This window comes from Pseudomonas sp. NFX224, assembly GCF_048565165.1.
Taxonomy (GTDB): Bacteria; Pseudomonadota; Gammaproteobacteria; order Pseudomonadales; family Pseudomonadaceae; genus Aquipseudomonas.
On record NZ_CP183416.1, the window covers coordinates 4,667,772 to 4,686,078 of the forward strand.

The window sequence follows — 18,307 nt, forward strand, 5'->3', positions numbered from 1 at the left end:
ATGTCGTCGCTGCTGCAACTGACCGATACCCAGATCAGCACCTGGGTGGCGACGTTCATGTTGCCGCTGTTTCGCGTCGGCGCCTTGCTGATGGTCATGCCAGTGTTCGGCACTTCGCTGGTACCCAAGCGCATACGGCTTTACTTTGCGATCGCCATCACCGTGGTCATCGCCCCCAATTTGCCGCCCATGCCGCCAGTCAATGCGCTGGATTTGAGCGCACTGCTGCTGATTGCCGAGCAGATTCTCGTCGGCGCGATCCTCGGGTTCTCCTTGCAGTTGTTCTTCCAGGCGTTCGTGGTGGCGGGGCAGATTGTCGCGATCCAGATGGGCATGGGTTTCGCCTCGATGGTCGACCCCACCAACGGCGTGTCGGTGGCGGTGATCGGGCAGTTTTTCACCATGCTGGTGACGCTGATGTTCCTGGCGATGAACGGCCATCTGGTGGTGTTCGAGGTGCTCACCGAAAGCTTTACCACGCTGCCGGTCGGTAGCGGCTTGATGGTCAATCACTACTGGGAAGTGGCCGGCAAACTGGGTTGGGTGCTTGGCGCAGCACTGTTGCTGGTGCTGCCGGCGATCACCGCGCTGCTGGTGGTCAACATCGCCTTTGGCGTGATGACCCGGGCGGCGCCGCAACTGAACATTTTCTCCATCGGTTTCCCGCTGACCCTGGTGCTTGGACTGTTTATCGTCTGGGTCGGGCTGGCGGACATTCTCAATCAGTATCAACCGCTGGCCACCGAGGCCCTGCAGTTTTTACGCGAACTGGCACAGGCACGCTGAGTCATGGCTGAGAGCGAAAGCGGTCAGGACAAAACAGAAGACCCCACGGAGAAAAAGAAAAAGGACGCCCGTGAGAAGGGTGAAATCGCCCGCTCCAAGGAGCTCAACACCCTGGCGATCATGCTCGCCGGTGCCGGTGCGTTGCTGATATTCGGCGGGGCGCTGGCCCAGGAAATGATGGACCTGATGCGCCTTAACTTTTCCCTGTCGCGGGAAGTGGTGCTGGACCAGCGCTCGATGGGCACCTATCTGCTGCACTCGGGGCAAATTGCCTTGCTGGCGATTCAACCGGTGATGATCACTTTGTTGCTGGCCGCATTGATCGGTCCGATTTCCCTCGGTGGCTGGCTGTTCTCCGCCGGCACCATGGCCCCTAAATTCAGCCGTATGAACCCCGGCGCCGGCCTCAAGCGCATGTTCTCGGCCAAGGCCATTGCCGAACTGCTCAAGGCGCTGGCGAAGTTTTTCATCGTGCTCTTCGTGGCTCTGTTGGTGTTATCGGCGGACATCGACGACCTGCTGCGCATCGCCCACGAACCGCTGGACCGGGCAATCATCCACAGTCTGCAAGTGGTCGGCTGGAGCACGCTGTGGATGGCCTGCGGCTTGATCATCATCGCCGCCGTGGACGTGCCGATCCAGCTCTGGGAAAGCATCAAGAAACTGAAGATGACCAAGCAGGAAGTGCGCGACGAGCACAAGGATCAGGAAGGTCGACCTGAAGTCAAACAACGCATTCGCCAACTCCAGCGAGAAATGTCCCAGCGGCGGATGATGGCGGCGATTCCCGACGCCGACGTGGTCATCACCAACCCGACCCACTACGCCGTCGCCCTCAAGTACGACCCGGACAAGGGCGGCGCGCCAATGCTGATCGCCAAGGGCAGCGACTTCCTGGCGCTGAAAATTCGTGAAATTGCGGCGGCTAACGAGATTTTGCTGTTGGAATCGCCGGCGCTGGCGCGGTCGATTTATTACTCGACGGAGCTTGAGCAGGAAATTCCGGGTGGGCTTTACCTGGCTGTTGCCCAAGTGCTGGCGTATGTCTATCAGATTCGCCAGTACCGGGCGGGCAAGGGCAAGCGGCCTGATCCGCTCAAGGATGATTTGCCGATTCCGCCGGATCTGCGCCGCGACTCCTGATTTCTGTACCCGTAGCAGCTGCCGAGCCTGCGAGGCTGCGTTCGAGGAGGAAGTCCTCGCCAGAACCTGACGACTGCTACGCAGTCGAACGCAGCCTCGCAGGCTCGGCAGCTGCTACAGAGGATGTGCGCGACTCTCTATTTCGTGCCTGCGCAAAAGTTGGAAGGCTTCTTGCAATACTCGCCCCGAGCCTGCTTCAGGCGTCAAAAGTTTGCTTCAAAGGAACGGGGAATACCGGTGGATCGCTCTCAGTTAATCAACAGTGCCCGCACGAACATGGCAGACCTCAGTCGAGGCAATCTGGGCGTGCCGCTGTTGCTGCTGGTCATGTTGGCAATGATGATGTTGCCGGTGCCGCCGTTCCTGCTCGACGTGTTTTTTACCTTCAACATTGCTCTGTCGATCGTGGTGCTGCTGGTCTGCGTGTACGCCTTGCGGCCGCTGGATTTCGCAGTGTTCCCGACCATCCTGCTGGTGGCGACGTTGTTGCGCCTGGCGTTGAACGTGGCCTCGACGCGGGTGGTGATGCTCCACGGGCAGGACGGCCACGCTGCGGCCGGTAAGGTGATCCAGGCCTTCGGTGAGGTGGTGATTGGCGGTAACTACGTGGTTGGTATCGTGGTTTTCGCGATTTTGATGATCATCAACTTCGTCGTGGTGACCAAAGGTGCCGGGCGGATTTCCGAGGTAAGCGCGCGTTTCACCCTCGATGCGATGCCCGGCAAACAGATGGCCATCGACGCCGACCTCAACGCCGGCCTTATCGATCAAGCGCAAGCCAAGGCCCGCCGTTCGGAAGTAGCCCAGGAAGCCGAGTTCTATGGCTCCATGGACGGTGCCAGCAAGTTCGTGCGCGGTGACGCCATCGCCGGCCTGCTGATTCTGTTCATCAACCTGATCGGCGGCATGGCGGTCGGTATCTTCCAGCACAACATGGGCTTTGCCGACGCCGGCAAGGTGTATGCGCTGCTGACCATCGGTGACGGTTTGGTGGCGCAATTGCCATCACTGTTGTTATCGACAGCCGCCGCAATCATGGTGACCCGTGCTTCCGGCTCGGAAGACATGGGCAAGCAAATCAATCGCCAGATGTTCGCCTCGCCAAAAGCGTTGGCCGTTTCGGCGGGTTTGATGGCGGTGATGGGCCTGGTGCCTGGCATGCCGCATTTCTCGTTCCTGAGCATGGCAGCGCTGGCGGCTGGCGGCGCATACCTGTTCTGGCGCAAGCAGAACATCGTCAAGGTCCAGGCCCTGCAAGAGGTCAAGCGTCAGCAGGAATTGCTGCCATCGCCGGCCCGCGCTCAGGAAACCAAGGAGCTGGGCTGGGATGACGTGACGCCAATCGACATGATCGGCCTGGAAGTGGGTTACCGCCTGATTCCATTGGTGGACCGCAACCAGGGTGGTCAATTGCTGGCGCGGATCAAGGGTGTGCGCAAGAAACTGTCCCAGGACCTGGGCTTCCTGATGCCGACCGTGCACATCCGCGACAACCTGGACCTGGCGCCGAGTGCCTATCGCCTGACCCTGATGGGCGTGATTCTGGCCGAAGCGGAGATTTACCCGGATCGTGAACTGGCGATCAACCCGGGACAGGTCTACGGCACGCTCAACGGCATTACCGCCAAAGATCCGGCTTTCGGCCTGGAGGCGGTGTGGATCGAGATCAGTCAGCGCGCCCAGGCACAATCCCTTGGCTATACAGTGGTCGATGCCAGTACAGTAGTGGCCACGCACTTGAACCAGATTCTGTACAAGCACTCCAGCGAGCTGATCGGCCACGAGGAAGTGCAGCAACTCATGCAATTGCTGGCGAAAAACTCGCCGAAACTGGCTGAAGAGCTGGTGCCGGGTGTGCTGTCGCTGTCGCAATTGCTCAAGGTTCTGCAAGCGCTGTTGGCCGAACAGGTGCCGGTGCGCGACATTCGCAGCATTGCCGAAGCCATCGCCAACAATGCTTCCAAGAGTCAAGATACCGCCGCATTGGTGGCCGCGGTGCGCGTCGGCGTAAGCCGCGCAATCGTGCAAAGCATTGTAGGCACTGACTCCGAGCTGCCAGTGATCACGCTGGAGCCAAGGTTGGAACAAATATTGCTCAATAGTCTGCAGAAGGCAGGACAAGGCTCGGAAGAGGGTGTTTTGCTGGAGCCAAGCATGGCTGAGAAGCTGCAACGCTCGTTGATCGATGCAGCGCAACGTCAGGAAATGCAAGGTCAACCGGTGATCCTGCTGGTGGCCGGTCCGGTTCGCGCGATGCTCTCGCGTTTTGGCCGGCTGGCAGTCCCGGGGCTGCATGTGCTGGCCTACCAGGAAATACCTGACAACAAGCAAGTGACCATCGTTGCGACAGTAGGGCCCAACGGCTGAGGTAGTGGTTTATGCAAGTTAAGCGTTTTTTCGCCGCCGATATGCGTCAGGCCATGAAACTGGTTCGTGATGAGCTGGGCGCCGATGCCGCCATCATTGGCAACCGCCGGATCGCCGGTGGTGTCGAGCTGACGGCTGCCCTGGATTACAAGCTGTCGGCGCTGGCTCCGCGCGTTCCGAACATGGAGCTCGAAGACGAGCTGCGCAAGACCCAGTCGCGGATCGTCACCGCCCAGGCCGAATTGAGCCTGCGCAGCGAAGGCGAGAGCGACAACGCCACCAATCGCCAGTTGTTCGCCGGCCTGCCGTTGACCGCCGCCGAACCGCTCATCGAGCCGACTTACGCCGAGCCACGTCGCCCGGCGCCAGCACCGAGTGCTGCACCGGCTGTCGATTCGCGAGTGTTCGACTCGATGCGTTTCGAGCTCAACAGCCTGCGCGAACTCATGGAAGTCCAGCTTGGCTCTCTGGCGTGGAATCAGCTGCAAGGCAGCCGTCCGGCCCAGGCCAACCTGTGGCGTCGCCTGCAACGCATCGGCCTGTCCGGCCCGTTGTCGCGCGACTTGCTGGCGATGATTACCGATATCGAAGAACCTCGTCAGGCCTGGCGCATGCTGCTGGCGCACCTGGCGCGGATGATCGCTACCCCGGAAGTCGAGCCGCTGGAAGAGGGCGGTGTCATTGCCATGGTCGGTCCTGCCGGCATGGGCAAGACCACCACGCTGGCCAAGCTGGCTGCCCGCTACGTGCTCAAGTACGGCGCGCAAAACATCGCGCTGGTGAGCATGGACAGCTACCGTATAGGTGCCCAGGAGCAACTCAAGACCCTTGGTCGGATTCTCAATGTGTCGGTGACCCACGTCGATCCGGGCCAATCGCTGGTGCAGGCGCTGGAACCACTGCTGCGCAAACGCGTCGTACTGATCGATACCGCTGGCCTGCAAGCCAGCGATCCGGCGCTGCGCATGCAGCTCGAAAGCCTGGCCGGGCGCGGCATCCGTTCCAAAAATTATCTGGTCCTGGCAACCACCAGCCAGAAGCAGGTGCTCACGGCCGCTTATCACAGTTACAAGCGCTGCGGGCTCGCTGGCTGCATTCTGACTAAACTGGATGAAACGGCGAGTCTGGGCGAGGTGTTGAGCCTGGCCATCAGTCATGAATTGCCGGTGGCCTACCTGACCGACGGCCCGCGGATTCCGGATGATTTGCATCTGCCGCGCCGTCATCAACTGGTCAGTCGTGCCGTCAGCGTGCAAATGCAGGAAGAGCCCAGCGAAGAAGCCATGGCTGACATGTTCGCTGATATCTACCACAGCCCCACCAAGCAGGTAGGCTGAGGTAACAATGAATAGTTTTTGTACCTACATCGATGGTCTGCCATGCATTGTTCCGTTTGTGAACGCGCAGCCAGTAATGTGGCCTCCGTCTATGCAAGACAAGGTAAAGAAATAACATGGGCAGCATGCATCCCGTACAGGTGATCGCGGTGACCGGCGGCAAAGGTGGCGTCGGGAAAACTAACGTGTCAGTGAACTTGTCCCTGGCTTTGGCTGAGCTTGGCCGGCGCGTCATGCTGCTGGATGCCGACCTGGGGCTGGCGAACGTCGACGTTCTGCTGGGCCTGACACCCAAACGTACCCTGGCCGACGTGATCGAAGGCCGTTGCGAGCTGCGCGACGTCCTGTTGCAGGGGCCCGGCGGCATCCGCATCGTTCCAGCCGCGTCCGGCACCCAGAGCATGGTTCATTTGAGCCCGGCGCAGCACGCCGGCCTGATCCAGGCCTTCAGCGACATCGGCGACAACCTCGACGTGCTGGTGATCGACACCGCTGCGGGTATTGGTGACTCGGTAGTCAGCTTCGTCCGCGCGGCCCAGGAAGTGTTGCTGGTGGTCTGCGACGAGCCGACCTCGATCACCGACGCCTACGCGTTGATCAAACTGCTTAACCGCGACTACGGCATGAACCGCTTCCGCGTCCTGGCCAACATGGCCCAGAGCCCGCAGGAAGGGCGCAACCTGTTCGCCAAGTTGACCAAGGTCACCGATCGCTTCCTCGACGTCGCCCTGCAATACGTCGGCGCCGTGCCTTACGACGAAAGCGTGCGCAAGGCCGTGCAGAAACAACGTGCCGTCTACGAAGCCTTCCCGCGCTCCAAGTGCTCGCTGGCGTTCAAGGCGATCGCACAGAAGGTCGACACCTGGCCGCTGCCGGCCAACCCGCGCGGGCATCTGGAATTCTTCGTCGAGCGCCTCGTGCAACAAACGGCAGGACCGGTTCTATGACAGCCAGCGGCTACAACCTCTACAAGAAATCGGCACGCGATGCGCAGTACGAGCTGATCGAGCGTTATGCGCCGCTGGTCAAACGCATTGCCTATCACTTGCTGGCGCGTCTGCCGGCGAGTGTCCAGGTCGAAGATTTGATCCAGGCCGGGATGATCGGCCTGCTGGAAGTTTCAACCAAATACGACGCCAGCAAAGGCGCGAGTTTCGAGACGTACGCGGGCATCCGCATCCGCGGTGCCATGCTCGATGAAGTGCGCAAGGGGGACTGGGCACCACGTTCGGTCCACCGCAATACCCGCATGGTCAGCGACGCCATTCGCGCGATTGAAGCTAAAACCGGCCGTGACGCTAAAGATCACGAGGTTGCGGCCGAACTCCAATTGAGTCTCGACGATTATTACGGGATTTTGAACGACACCCTGGGCAGCCGGTTGTTCAGTTTCGACGATCTGTTGCAGGACGGCGAACACGAAGGGCTGCACGAGGATGGCGCGAGTGCTCATCTCGAGCCGTCACGCGATCTGGAAGATGAACGCTTCCAGGCGGCGCTGGCGGACGCGATTGCCAATTTGCCGGAGCGTGAGCGACTGGTGTTGGCGCTGTACTACGACGAAGAGTTGAATCTCAAGGAAATCGGTGAGGTCCTGGGCGTCAGCGAGTCTCGGGTCAGCCAGTTACACAGCCAGTGCGCGGCCCGTTTGCGGGGGCGTTTGGGAGAGTGGCGAGCGCGCTGAAGGCAGTGTGGGGGCACTGCGACGTGGCTGGTGGGGTGAAAACCGCGCCGGTCTCGATCCGCTGTACTCCAGACAGTCATCGAGTGTTTTGCCAGATTGATTGAAATGGCGCGTCCAGGTGCTGGGCGCGTTTTAGTCTGCTTGGAGGTCGAATTGGACAAGAACATGAAAATCCTCATCGTTGATGACTTCTCAACGATGCGGCGGATCATAAAAAACCTGTTGCGTGACCTTGGGTTCACCAACACGGTCGAGGCCGACGATGGCACTACCGCCATTCCGGTTCTCAACAGCGGGAGCATCGACTTTCTGGTAACGGACTGGAACATGCCTGGCATGACCGGTATCGATCTGCTGCGCCACGTGCGCGCCGATGAAAAGCTCAAGCACCTGCCGGTGCTGATGGTGACCGCTGAAGCCAAGCGCGAGCAGATCATCGAAGCGGCCCAGGCCGGTGTAAACGGCTATGTGGTCAAACCCTTCACGGCCCAGGCGTTGAAAGAAAAAATCGAGAAGATTTTCGAACGCATCGGTTGAACTGCGCCACGGGGGAGCTATGGGGCATAACGAATCTTCGCAGGGCGATTTTGAATCGACCCTGAAAAAACACGCCGTCGAACTGGTCGCGAGCCTTGAAAAGGGCAAGTTCGGCGATGCTGTGCAATTGATCCATGAGCTCAACCAGACCCGTGACCGCGGCCTGTATCAGGAAGTGGGCAAGCTGACCCGTGAGCTGCATAGCGCGATCGTCAATTTCCAGATTGACCCGCACATGCCGCAAGCCGAGGAAGTGTCACAGATCACCGACGCCACCGAGCGTTTGGGGTATGTGGTCAAACTGACCGAAGCCGCGGCCAACCGCACCATGGACCTGGTGGAAAACGCCACGCCGCTGGTCAACAGCCTGGCGGACGAAGCCCAGGCCTTGAGCACGGATTGGGGACGCTTCATGCGTCGCGAAGTCGGGGCTGAAGAGTTCCGCGAGCTGGCCCGTCGCGTCGACGGATTCCTGGCGCGCAGCAGCACGGATAACCGCGCCGTGTCGACCAACCTCAACGACATCCTGCTTGCCCAGGATTATCAGGACCTCACAGGTCAAGTGATCAAGCGAGTGACCCAACTGGTCACCGAAGTTGAGAGCAACCTGCTCAAGCTCGTGCTTATGGCCAGCCAGGTGGACCGCTTTGCGGGCATCGAACATGACCGTGAAGCGATGCTTGCAGAAAAAGATCCACAAAAACATCTCTCTCAGGGTGAAGGTCCGCAGATTCATGCCGATAAAAGAGAAGACGTTGTGTCCGGTCAGGACGATGTGGACGATTTGTTATCCAGCCTTGGATTTTAGGTTTTTAGACCTGTTCTGTTAGGAGCACACCATTAATGAGCTTCGGCGCCGATGAAGAGATCCTTCAGGATTTCCTGGTTGAGGCCGGCGAGATTCTAGAGCAACTGTCCGAGCAACTGGTCGAGCTGGAAAGCCGTCCGGATGATGCGGATTTGCTCAATGCAATTTTTCGCGGTTTTCACACTGTAAAAGGGGGCGCCGGCTTCCTCCAGCTCAACGAGCTGGTGGAGTGCTGTCACATCGCCGAGAACGTGTTCGACATCCTGCGCAAGGGTGAGCGTCGCGTCGACTCGGAACTGATGGACGTGGTTCTCGAAGCGCTGGACGCGGTGAACAGCATGTTCAGCGAAGTCCGCGAGCGCAGCCCGATCACGGCTGCCACGCCTGAATTGCTCGCCGCACTGGCCCGACTGGCCGAGCCGCAAACGGCGGACGAGGCGGCGCCTGCGCCTGTCGCCGAAGGGGTTGAAGAGCCTGTCGCTGAAAGCGAATCGGGTGACATCACCGACAATGAATTCGAACAACTGCTGGACTCGCTGAACGCTGTCAAGGCTCAGGCCGAGGCGCCGACGGCTGCTCCAGCGCCTGCCAGCGATGCCGCGGCCAGCGACGAAATCACCGATGCCGAGTTCGAGTCGTTGCTCGACCAGCTGCACGGCAAAGGCCAGTTCGCCGTCGATGCCGTGGCACCTGTTGCCCCGGCCGAACCGCAGGCTCCGAAAGCCGCGGGCGATAGCTCCGACATTACCGACGACGAATTCGAAGCACTGCTCGACCAGCTTCACGGTAAAGGCAACTTTGCCGTCGATGCGCTGGAATCGGCCATCGCTTCGGTGCCGACGCCAGTCGCGCCATCCGCTGCTGCAGCCGGAAGCGACCTGATCACCGATCACGAATTCGAATCGCTGCTCGACGAATTGCACGGCAAAGGCAAGTTCACCGAAGTGGGTGCGACGGCTGGAACGGCAATCGGCGCCAGCGCGTCGGTTGCAGCCCCTGTCGCCAAGGCTGCGGCGCCGAAACCGATAGCCAAGGCGCCCGAGCCGAAAGCCGAAAAGCCGGCACCTGTCGCCGCGTCTGCACCGGCTCCGGCCCGTGCCCCGGCCGCGCCACCGGCGGAAAAACCGGCCAGCGAAGCCGAGACCACCGTGCGGGTCGATACCGCGCGTCTCGACGAAATCATGAACATGGTCGGCGAATTGGTGCTGGTGCGGAACCGCCTGGTCCGCCTGGGTGCCAACAGCGCCGATGAAGCCATGTCCAAAGCCGTGTCGAACCTCGACGTGGTCACGGCCGACCTGCAAACCGCGGTCATGAAAACCCGGATGCAACCGATCAAGAAAGTCTTCGGGCGCTTCCCGCGTCTGGTTCGCGACCTGGCTCGCCAGCTCAAGAAAGAGATCAACCTGGAACTGGTCGGCGAAGAAACCGACCTCGACAAGAACCTCGTCGAGGCCCTGGCCGACCCGCTGGTCCACTTGGTGCGCAACGCGGTCGACCACGGCATCGAGTCGCCGGAAGAACGCGAAGCTTCGGGCAAGTCCCGCGGCGGCAAAGTGATCCTGGCGGCAGAGCAGGAAGGCGACCACATCCTGCTGTCGATCTCCGATGACGGCAAAGGCATGGACCCGAATGTCCTGCGTTCCATCGCGGTTAAACGCGGTGTGATGGACAAGGACGCGGCCGATCGCCTGAGCGATACCGAGTGCTACAACCTGATCTTCGCCCCGGGCTTCTCGACCAAGACCGAGATCTCCGACGTGTCGGGCCGTGGCGTGGGCATGGACGTGGTGAAAACCAAGATCTCCCAGCTCAACGGTTCGATCAACATCTTCTCGGCCAAGGGCCAGGGATCGAAGATCGTCATCAAGGTACCGTTGACCCTGGCGATCATGCCGACGTTGATGGTCATGCTCGGCAACCAGGCGTTCGCGTTCCCGCTGGTGAACGTCAACGAGATCTTCCACCTCGACCTGTCGACCACCAACGTGGTGGATGGCCAGGAAGTGGTGATCGTGCGGGACAAGGCGCTGCCGTTGTTCTACCTCAAGCGCTGGCTGGTCAGCTCCGCCGCTCACGAAGAGCAGCGTGAAGGCCATGTGGTGATTCTTTCGGTGGGCACCCAGCGGATCGGCTTCGTCGTCGATCAACTGGTAGGCCAGGAAGAAGTGGTCATCAAGCCATTGGGCAAAATGCTCCAGGGAACCCCGGGCATGTCGGGCGCCACCATCACCGGTGACGGTCGCATCGCTCTGATTCTCGATGTTCCGAGCATGCTCAAGCGTTACGCCGCACGGCGTATTTGATTCTGGTGGAGCGGGGCGACTGAGCCTCGCTCCGTCTAACGGAGTGTTTATGGCAGTCAAAGTCCTGGTGGTGGATGATTCGGGGTTTTTCCGCCGCCGCGTCTCGGAAATTCTTTCAGCGGATTCGAATATCCAGGTCGTCGGTACGGCGACCAACGGAAAAGAGGCGATCGATCAGGCCCTGGCCCTCAAGCCGGACGTGATCACCATGGACTACGAGATGCCGATGATGGACGGCATCACGGCGGTGCGGCACATCATGCAGCGCTGCCCGACCCCGGTCTTGATGTTTTCCTCGCTGACCCACGAAGGCGCCCGGGTCACCCTGGATGCGCTGGACGCCGGCGCGGTGGACTTCCTGCCGAAGAATTTCGAAGACATCTCGCGCAACCCCGAGAAGGTCAAGCAACTGCTGTGCGAGAAGATCCTGAGCATTTCGCGCAGCAACCGTCGTGTCAGTTCTTACAGCGCTCCGGCTCCTGCGGCCGCACCCGCCCCGACGCCAACGCCTTCGAGTATCGGCAGTTACGGCAGCACCGCGCCTGCACGTCCGGCACCCGCACCGATTCCGGCACGTGTCCACGCGGCCACGCCGTCGTCGCCCGCGCCGAAACGCAAAGCCTACAAACTGGTGGCCATCGGTACGTCCACTGGCGGTCCGGTTGCCCTGCAACGGGTACTGACCCAATTGCCGGCCAACTTCCCGGCACCGATCGTGCTGATCCAGCACATGCCGGCCGCGTTTACCAAAGCGTTCGCCGAGCGCCTGGACAAGCTCTGCCGCATCAGCGTCAAGGAAGCCGAGGATGGCGACATCCTGCGTCCGGGCCTGGCGTTGCTCGCGCCGGGTGGCAAGCAAATGATGATTGACGGCCGTGGCGCGGTGAAAATCCTGCCGGGTGACGAACGTCTCAATTACAAGCCGTGCGTGGACATCACTTTCGGTTCGGCGGCCAAGTCCTACGGCGACAAAGTTCTGGCGGTCGTGTTGACCGGCATGGGCGCCGACGGTCGCGAAGGCGCGCGCCTGCTCAAACAGGGCGGCAGTTCGATCTGGGCTCAGGATGAAGCCAGCTGCGTGATCTACGGCATGCCGATGGCGATCGTCAAAGCCGAGCTCGCTGACGCGGTGTACAGCCTGGACGACATTGGCCGGCACATCGTCGAGGCCTGTATCTGATGGATGTTCTCAGCCTTATCGGCATCATCATGGCGTTCGTCGCCATCATCGGCGGTAATTACCTCGAAGGCGGCCACCTCAGTGCGCTGGCCAACGGCCCGGCAGCCCTGATCGTACTCGGCGGCACCATCGGCGCAGCGTTGCTGCAATCGCCGATGAGCGCCTTCAAGCGCGCCATGCAGATTCTGGCGTGGATCCTGTTTCCACCACGCGTCGACCTCGCCGGCGGCATCGATCGCGTCGTCAACTGGAGCTTGACCGCGCGCAAGGAAGGCTTGCTCGGTCTGGAAAGCATTGCCGACGCCGAGCCCGACAACTATTCGCGCAAAGGCCTGCAATTGCTGGTCGACGGCGCCGAGCCGGAAGCGATTCGCAGCATCCTGGAAGTGGATTTCTACACCCAGGAAAGCCGCGACATCGAAGCGGCCAAAGTCTTCGAAAGCATGGGTGGCTATGCGCCGACCATCGGCATCATCGGTGCGGTCATGGGCCTGATTCATGTCATGGGCAACCTCGCTGATCCATCGCAACTGGGCAGCGGTATTGCCGTGGCGTTCGTTGCCACCATCTACGGCGTGGCCAGCGCCAACCTGGTGTTGTTGCCGATTGCCGCCAAGTTGAAGTCAATCGCGTTGCGTCAGTCGCGTTATCGCGAAATGTTGTTGGAAGGGATCCTGTCGATCGCCGAAGGTGAAAACCCACGCTCAATTGAGTTGAAGCTTCAGGGCTTCATGGATTGATGGGGGTAATGGATTATGGCTCGTCGTCGGCACCAGGAAGAACACGTTAACCACGAGCGTTGGCTCGTGTCCTATGCGGACTTCATCACGCTGCTGTTCGCTTTTTTCGTGGTGATGTACTCGATTTCTTCGATCAACGAAGGCAAGTACAAGGTCATTTCCGAGGCATTGATCGGCGTTTTCACCGACTCCGACCGGGCGCTCAAGCCGATCCCTATCGGCGAAGAGCGACCGAAGACCGTGACCCCGGCCAAGCCTCTGGTCAAGGACAGCGAGCAGGTCGACGCCGGGGTTGCCGGCGCGAGCGATCCGCTGAAAAGCATCGCCGACGACATCAGTGCGGCGTTCGGCGATCTGATCCAGTCCAACCAGATGACCGTGCGCGGCAACGAGTTGTGGGTCGAGATCGAACTCAACTCCAGCCTGTTGTTCGGCAGCGGCGACGCCATGCCCAGCGACATCGCGTTCAACATCATCGACAAGGTCGCGGCGATCCTGAAGCCGTTCGACAACCCGATCCACGTCGAAGGTTTTACTGACGACCAACCGATTCGCACCGCGCAGTACCCGACTAACTGGGAACTGTCATCGGCCCGTTCGGCGAGCATCGTGCGCATGCTGGCGATGCAAGGGGTGAACCCCGGTCGCCTGGCGTCGGTGGGTTACGGTGAATTCCAGCCGGTGGCCAATAACGCCACGGCGGAAGGCCGGGCGCGCAACCGTCGCGTGGTGCTGGTGGTGTCACGCAATCTCGATGTGCGCCGCAGCCTGACCGGTACCGGGACCGCCAATGCGCAACCGGATGCGGCGTTGAAGCGTGCTGGCACACAAACTGCACCGACCCCGATCAAGTCGCCGGTACGAGAGAGCGCCGTCAATTCTCCGTCACCCGCATTAACACGTTGAGCTATTTCTCGGTCGATCCATTCGGCCGGGAGGAACAATCCGAATGAGAGTCTGGGCAGTCGCCAATCAAAAGGGTGGTGTCGGTAAAACCACTTCCTCCATCGCTTTAGCCGGTTTGCTGGCCGAGGCGGGCAAGCGCGTGGTCGTGGTCGATCTCGACCCCCACGGCTCGATGACCAGCTATTTCGGTTACGACCCCGACAGCCTGGAACACAGCAACTACGACCTGTTCCTGCACAAAGGCAGCGTGCCGCAGGGCTTGCCGGGTCAGTTGCTGCTGTCGACCAGTGACGAACGCATTTCCCTGTTGCCGTCGAGTACCGCGCTGGCAACCCTCGAACGTCAATCTCCAGGCCAGAGCGGCCTGGGCCTGGTGATCGCCAAGAGCCTGGCGCAGTTGTGGCAGGACTTCGATTACGCGGTGATCGACAGCCCGCCGTTGCTCGGTGTGCTGATGGTCAATGCCTTGGCGGCAAGCCAGCAACTGGTGATCCCGGTGCAGACCGAACACCTGGCGGTCAAAGGCCTGGAGCGCATGGTCAATACGCTGGCGATGATCAACCGTTCACGCAAACAGGCGTTGCCGTTCACCATCGTGCCGACCCTGTTCGACCGCCGCACGCAAGCGTCCCTCGGTACGCTGCGTGTCTTGCGCGACAAATTTCCGGAAGACATCTGGCAAGGCTACATCCCCGTGGACACACGCCTGCGCGATGCCAGCCGTGCCGGGTTGACGCCTTCGCAATTCGACGGCAAGAGCCGTGGCGTTCTCGCTTACCGCGCGCTGCTCAAGCATCTGCTGGCGGCGCAACTTGTTCCGCAGGTGGCGTGAGATGAGTCCAGGCCGGCCATTGAAACTGACGTCACGCCCGCAACTGGCGTTGCAGTCGTACCTCGACAACCTCCTGCAAGAAGTAACCGAGGAATTATTGCCGCCGGTCGAAGCGCTGCCCGAGTTGGTCGAGGCTGAAGCGGCACTCGATGAATTCCAGGCGGCGGTGCTTGAAGAGCAGGCGCGTGATGCCCGACAGGTCAAGGTCAGTGTCGAGCCGGTCGCCCAAGCGATCGCGCCGATGGACGTGCCTGCGCGTCCGGTTGTTGCGGTGATCGAAGCACCCGCGCCGATCCTGTCGCCGGTATCGACCATCGCGCCGTTGTTGCAAACACTGGCGGCGCCTGTCGCCGAAGTGCAGCAAGCGCCGGTGCCGGTGGTTGTCGAGGTGCCGTCAACGCTGGTGGCACCGGTGGTCGAAGTTCACCTGCCACCCACCAACACGCCGCCACCGATGGATACCGACGGTCGTCCGTCCTGGGCCGCCGAACCGTTCGAATGCCTGTTGTTCGATGTCGCCGGGCTGACGCTGGCGGTGCCGCTGGTGTGCCTGGGTTCGATTTACTCCCTGGCTGGTCATGAGCTGACGCCGTTGTTCGGCCAGCCGGAATGGTTCCTCGGCATCCTGCCGAGTCAGGCGGGCAACCTCAAAGTGCTGGATACCGCACGGTGGGTCATGCCCGACCGTTATCGCGACGATTTCCAGCAGGGCCTGCAATACGTTATCTCGGTGCAGGGCTATGAGTGGGGGCTGGCGGTGCATCAGGTCAGCCGCTCGTTGCGCCTGGACCCGAACGAGATCAAGTGGCGCAGTCACCGTGGCCAGCGGCCATGGCTGGCGGGCACGGTGATTGAACACATGTGTGCGTTGCTCGATGTTTCCTCGCTGGCCGAGTTGATCGCCAGCGGTGGGGCAAAGCACATGGGCGGCACTAAGCCGACCCACAAAACTACATAACAGAACAACACCGCTAGGGCGGTTTCTTGAGGGGTCAGGGTATGAATGACAAGGCAACGGCGGCAAAAGGTTCCGAAGATCCGATCCTGCAATGGGTCACCTTCAAGCTGGATAACGAGACCTACGGCATCAACGTGATGCGCGTTCAGGAAGTCCTGCGCTACACCGAAATCGCCCCGGTACCGGGTGCCCCGAGCTACGTGCTGGGCATCATCAACCTGCGCGGCAACGTCGTTACCGTGATCGACACCCGCCAGCGCTTCGGCCTGATGAATGCCGAAATCAGCGACAACACCCGTATCGTCATCATCGAAGCCGACAAGCAGGTAGTCGGGATCATGGTCGACAGCGTGGCCGAAGTGGTTTATCTGCGTCAGTCGGAAATCGAAACCGCACCGAACGTCGGTAACGAAGAATCCGCCAAGTTCATCCAAGGCGTGTGCAACAAGAATAACGAACTGCTGATCCTGGTCGAACTGGACAAGATGATGAGCGAAGAAGAATGGTCGGAACTGGAGAGTATCTGATTGATTCTCGAGGTTGCGGTCATTGTCCTGTTCCTGTTCTGGGCAGGCACGCTGGCAATGTTTCTGGCGTACATTCGCGGTCAAAAACTGATCGCCGCGCAACAGGCCCAGGGTGATGCGCTGCGCGATCAGCGCATCAAGGACCTGGCCAAGCGCGTCGACGACTACCAGAACGGCAATGTGCGCATGGGGGAAGACCTGCACGAGCTACGCTCGATCGTTGCGCCGTTGCCGGAAAAACTCGTTCAGCTGGAGCAGCGCGACCCCACCAGCCTGTCGTTCGCCCAAGCGGCGCGACTGGTCGGGATGGGCGCGAGCATCGACGAACTGACCCAGTCCTGCGGCTTGACCCAGGCTGAGGCGGAGTTGATGAGCAAGTTGCACAAGAACTGACACCCTGTAGGAGCGAGCCTGCTCGCGATGGACGCCAACGATGACGCGTGCTTCCTGGAGAAACGCGGCGCCCGTACGTCCATCGCAAGCAGGCTCGCTCCTACAGTGGTTCTATGCCGGACACAGAACATGTGTTCATTGAAGATCCAATGTGCGAGCGCGCCTGCTCGCGATGGCGTCTTCGAATGCGCAGCAATCCTCCCCGTCCCCGGCAATGTCCTCCTCCGCCATCAGCCCATCCGGTTCCATTTCCGCCTGTAACTTCAACGCATCCATGTTCCTGAACGGGCCCTTCGTGATCTCGGGCAGGTTCGCACCCGGCATACGGCCTACGTGGTCTTGGGAATCGGACTACTTGATTTGAGGAAAGGGCCGGCTTGAGACAATCGGCTTCCGTCCGTACCGTGCGGTGCCTGTATGTCCTGGCCATGTTCAAACACGGAAATTCACCATGCGCCCCATCATCGTAATCGACGATCCGACCTCTGATGGAGGGCGGGTGTGTGAAGGATCTCCCTGGACGGATATCAACGGTCTCGCGGTTGCAAGAATCGGAGATCGAGTCTTGTGTCCGCACGGGGAATGCATGATCGAAGGTGGTGATGAAGCACTGCTGGTCGATGACAGGGCGGTTGCTCGTGACGGTGACCTGACTTCCTGCGGTGCAAGGCTGATCTCTACGCAAAAGGACACGGGCCTTCTCTAAGGAACAGAGATGGAATATCGAACAAGTATCTACGATCGGATCTCCGAACGACGGCTGGCGGCGCAGGAGGCGCAACATCTGGCGGACGCGGTATTTTCCACGGGGGATTTCACCTCCCGCTGCGTCAGCATTGCGCGGGCCTGGGTCTGGCTACCCTGCGGTGCCTATGGCGCACCATTGCCGGTGAGCGAATTGGCAGGGAAACGTACCGACTTCTCTCATGACCCACGCCTGCTAGATGCCAGGGGACTGCGCCGACCCATTTGTCGTCTCGCCACGCCAGAGGAAGGATGGCCGGCGGTGGAGGCGCTTGGTCGCTCCAGCGAAATCTTGCAGGGCGCCCTGAAAAAATGGGCGTCGACAATGCGGGACTCAATCGACTGGTCGAACACCCAGGTTGTGTTGTTTGTTCCAGATGCTGTCGGCGCAATGGACTGGATTGATCGAGCCGAGAGCCTGTGGCCTCGGGAGCTGATGCCGCTACATGGTTTTGACCTGCAGACCCAAGCCCCGGCGCAGTGGTTGCCCGAGGTCCTTGGTCACAGTGCCGGGCCGCAGTACCTGTTGTGCCTGAGTCTGGACACATGGGTCTGCAAGGAGCAAGCGTCGTGTTGCGCACCTGATGAGATGGCTGGCGAAGCGGTCAGCGCGGTGTTGCTGCGTCGTCAGCCAAAGCTGACGGACCCGCAGACAGCCAACGCTCTGAAACTGTTTTCGCCGATCCAGCTGGATCACCCGGCGCGCACTTCCCAGGCGCGTACCGACACGCAAACCCTCGAGCTGTTGATGGCAAAACTGTACGAGCTCACAGCCATCGATCCGGCTCGTGTCAGCGTGTTGATCGGTGAGGGCGCACTCGGTGACAACCGTCTCACTCAGCTTGGCGAATATGCCCGGAAATTCTTGCCAGGCCTGGACCTCGATCGTCAGGTTCGACTCAACGCAATCAGCGCCCGGTTCGGGCCTGTGACCGGGCAATGGGTGCAAATCGGCCTCGCCTGGCTGACTGCAAGCGCTGAACCCGGCTGCGCCGCGTGGATATTGGATCGCACATTGTCCGACCAGACCCGGGGCTGGCTGATCGGCTGAAGCCTCAT

At 60.6% G+C, this 18,307-nt stretch carries 18 protein-coding genes; all 18 read left to right on the forward strand.

All coding sequences use genetic code 11. From position 1 onward, the window contains the following. The 18 genes from fliR (at window position 1) to ACNYC6_RS21445 (ending at window position 18,299) form a co-directional block, all read left to right on the forward strand. Window positions 1-786: a flagellar biosynthetic protein FliR gene (gene fliR / locus ACNYC6_RS21360; protein WP_419709035.1), complete on the forward strand. Its 786-nt coding sequence runs from the start codon at window positions 1-3 to the stop codon at window positions 784-786. 3 nt (window positions 787-789) lie between these two features. Next, window positions 790-1,929: a flagellar biosynthesis protein FlhB gene (gene flhB / locus ACNYC6_RS21365; protein ID WP_419709036.1), complete on the forward strand. Its 1,140-nt coding sequence runs from the start codon at window positions 790-792 to the stop codon at window positions 1,927-1,929. A gap of 237 nt (window positions 1,930-2,166) precedes the next feature. Next, window positions 2,167-4,296, forward strand: coding sequence for a flagellar biosynthesis protein FlhA (gene flhA, locus ACNYC6_RS21370; RefSeq protein ID WP_419709037.1), 2,130 nt, complete (start codon window positions 2,167-2,169; stop codon window positions 4,294-4,296). Between the two features lie 11 nt (window positions 4,297-4,307). After that, window positions 4,308-5,633, forward strand: a complete 1,326-nt coding sequence (flhF, locus tag ACNYC6_RS21375) for a flagellar biosynthesis protein FlhF (RefSeq protein WP_419709038.1) — start codon at window positions 4,308-4,310, stop codon at window positions 5,631-5,633. Between the two features lie 116 nt (window positions 5,634-5,749). Then, entirely contained in the window at window positions 5,750-6,580 is an 831-nt protein-coding gene (gene fleN / locus ACNYC6_RS21380; RefSeq protein ID WP_008001746.1) for a flagellar synthesis regulator FleN, read from the forward strand. Next, window positions 6,577-7,317, forward strand: coding sequence for an RNA polymerase sigma factor FliA (gene fliA, locus ACNYC6_RS21385; RefSeq protein ID WP_419709039.1), 741 nt, complete (start codon window positions 6,577-6,579; stop codon window positions 7,315-7,317). The genes fleN and fliA overlap by 4 nt, the downstream gene beginning before the upstream one ends. A gap of 165 nt (window positions 7,318-7,482) precedes the next feature. Continuing rightward, window positions 7,483-7,854, forward strand: coding sequence for a chemotaxis response regulator CheY (locus ACNYC6_RS21390; RefSeq protein ID WP_003183998.1), 372 nt, complete (start codon window positions 7,483-7,485; stop codon window positions 7,852-7,854). A 19-nt stretch (window positions 7,855-7,873) separates the two neighbouring features. After that, a complete protein-coding gene (locus tag ACNYC6_RS21395; RefSeq protein ID WP_419709040.1) occupies window positions 7,874-8,662 on the forward strand; it encodes a protein phosphatase CheZ in 789 nt (262 codons plus the stop codon). A 35-nt stretch (window positions 8,663-8,697) separates the two neighbouring features. Continuing rightward, window positions 8,698-10,968, forward strand: coding sequence for a chemotaxis protein CheA (locus ACNYC6_RS21400; protein ID WP_419709041.1), 2,271 nt, complete (start codon window positions 8,698-8,700; stop codon window positions 10,966-10,968). Between the two features lie 49 nt (window positions 10,969-11,017). Then, window positions 11,018-12,148: a protein-glutamate methylesterase/protein-glutamine glutaminase gene (locus ACNYC6_RS21405; RefSeq protein WP_419709042.1), complete on the forward strand. Its 1,131-nt coding sequence runs from the start codon at window positions 11,018-11,020 to the stop codon at window positions 12,146-12,148. Beyond that, window positions 12,148-12,888 carry a flagellar motor protein gene (locus ACNYC6_RS21410; RefSeq protein ID WP_419709043.1) on the forward strand — a complete coding sequence of 247 codons (741 nt, stop codon included), beginning with the start codon at window positions 12,148-12,150 and terminating at the stop codon, window positions 12,886-12,888. The genes ACNYC6_RS21405 and ACNYC6_RS21410 overlap by 1 nt, the downstream gene beginning before the upstream one ends. A 12-nt stretch (window positions 12,889-12,900) precedes the next feature. Beyond that, window positions 12,901-13,794, forward strand: coding sequence for a flagellar motor protein MotD (gene motD / locus ACNYC6_RS21415; RefSeq protein WP_419712996.1), 894 nt, complete (start codon window positions 12,901-12,903; stop codon window positions 13,792-13,794). Window positions 13,795-13,837: 43 nt separating this feature from the next. Further along, complete coding sequence (locus ACNYC6_RS21420) at window positions 13,838-14,626, forward strand: ParA family protein (RefSeq protein WP_338582367.1); 789 nt, start codon at window positions 13,838-13,840, stop codon at window positions 14,624-14,626. 1 nt (window position 14,627) lies between these two features. After that, on the forward strand, window positions 14,628-15,584 hold the full coding sequence (locus ACNYC6_RS21425; protein ID WP_419709044.1) for a chemotaxis protein CheW: 957 nt from the start codon (window positions 14,628-14,630) through the stop codon (window positions 15,582-15,584). 41 nt (window positions 15,585-15,625) lie between these two features. Then, the gene (locus ACNYC6_RS21430) at window positions 15,626-16,111 is read left to right on the forward strand and encodes a chemotaxis protein CheW (RefSeq protein WP_007980742.1); all 486 of its coding nucleotides are present in this window, start codon (window positions 15,626-15,628) and stop codon (window positions 16,109-16,111) included. After that, window positions 16,112-16,504: a DUF2802 domain-containing protein gene (locus ACNYC6_RS21435; protein ID WP_419709045.1), complete on the forward strand. Its 393-nt coding sequence runs from the start codon at window positions 16,112-16,114 to the stop codon at window positions 16,502-16,504. It abuts the gene before it with no gap. A 451-nt stretch (window positions 16,505-16,955) separates the two neighbouring features. Next, complete coding sequence (locus ACNYC6_RS21440) at window positions 16,956-17,210, forward strand: PAAR domain-containing protein (RefSeq protein WP_419709046.1); 255 nt, start codon at window positions 16,956-16,958, stop codon at window positions 17,208-17,210. A gap of 9 nt (window positions 17,211-17,219) precedes the next feature. Further along, window positions 17,220-18,299 (forward strand): hypothetical protein, encoded by a 1,080-nt coding sequence (locus ACNYC6_RS21445; RefSeq protein WP_419709047.1) that lies wholly within the window; start codon window positions 17,220-17,222, stop codon window positions 18,297-18,299. Window positions 18,300-18,307 lie beyond the last annotated feature (8 nt).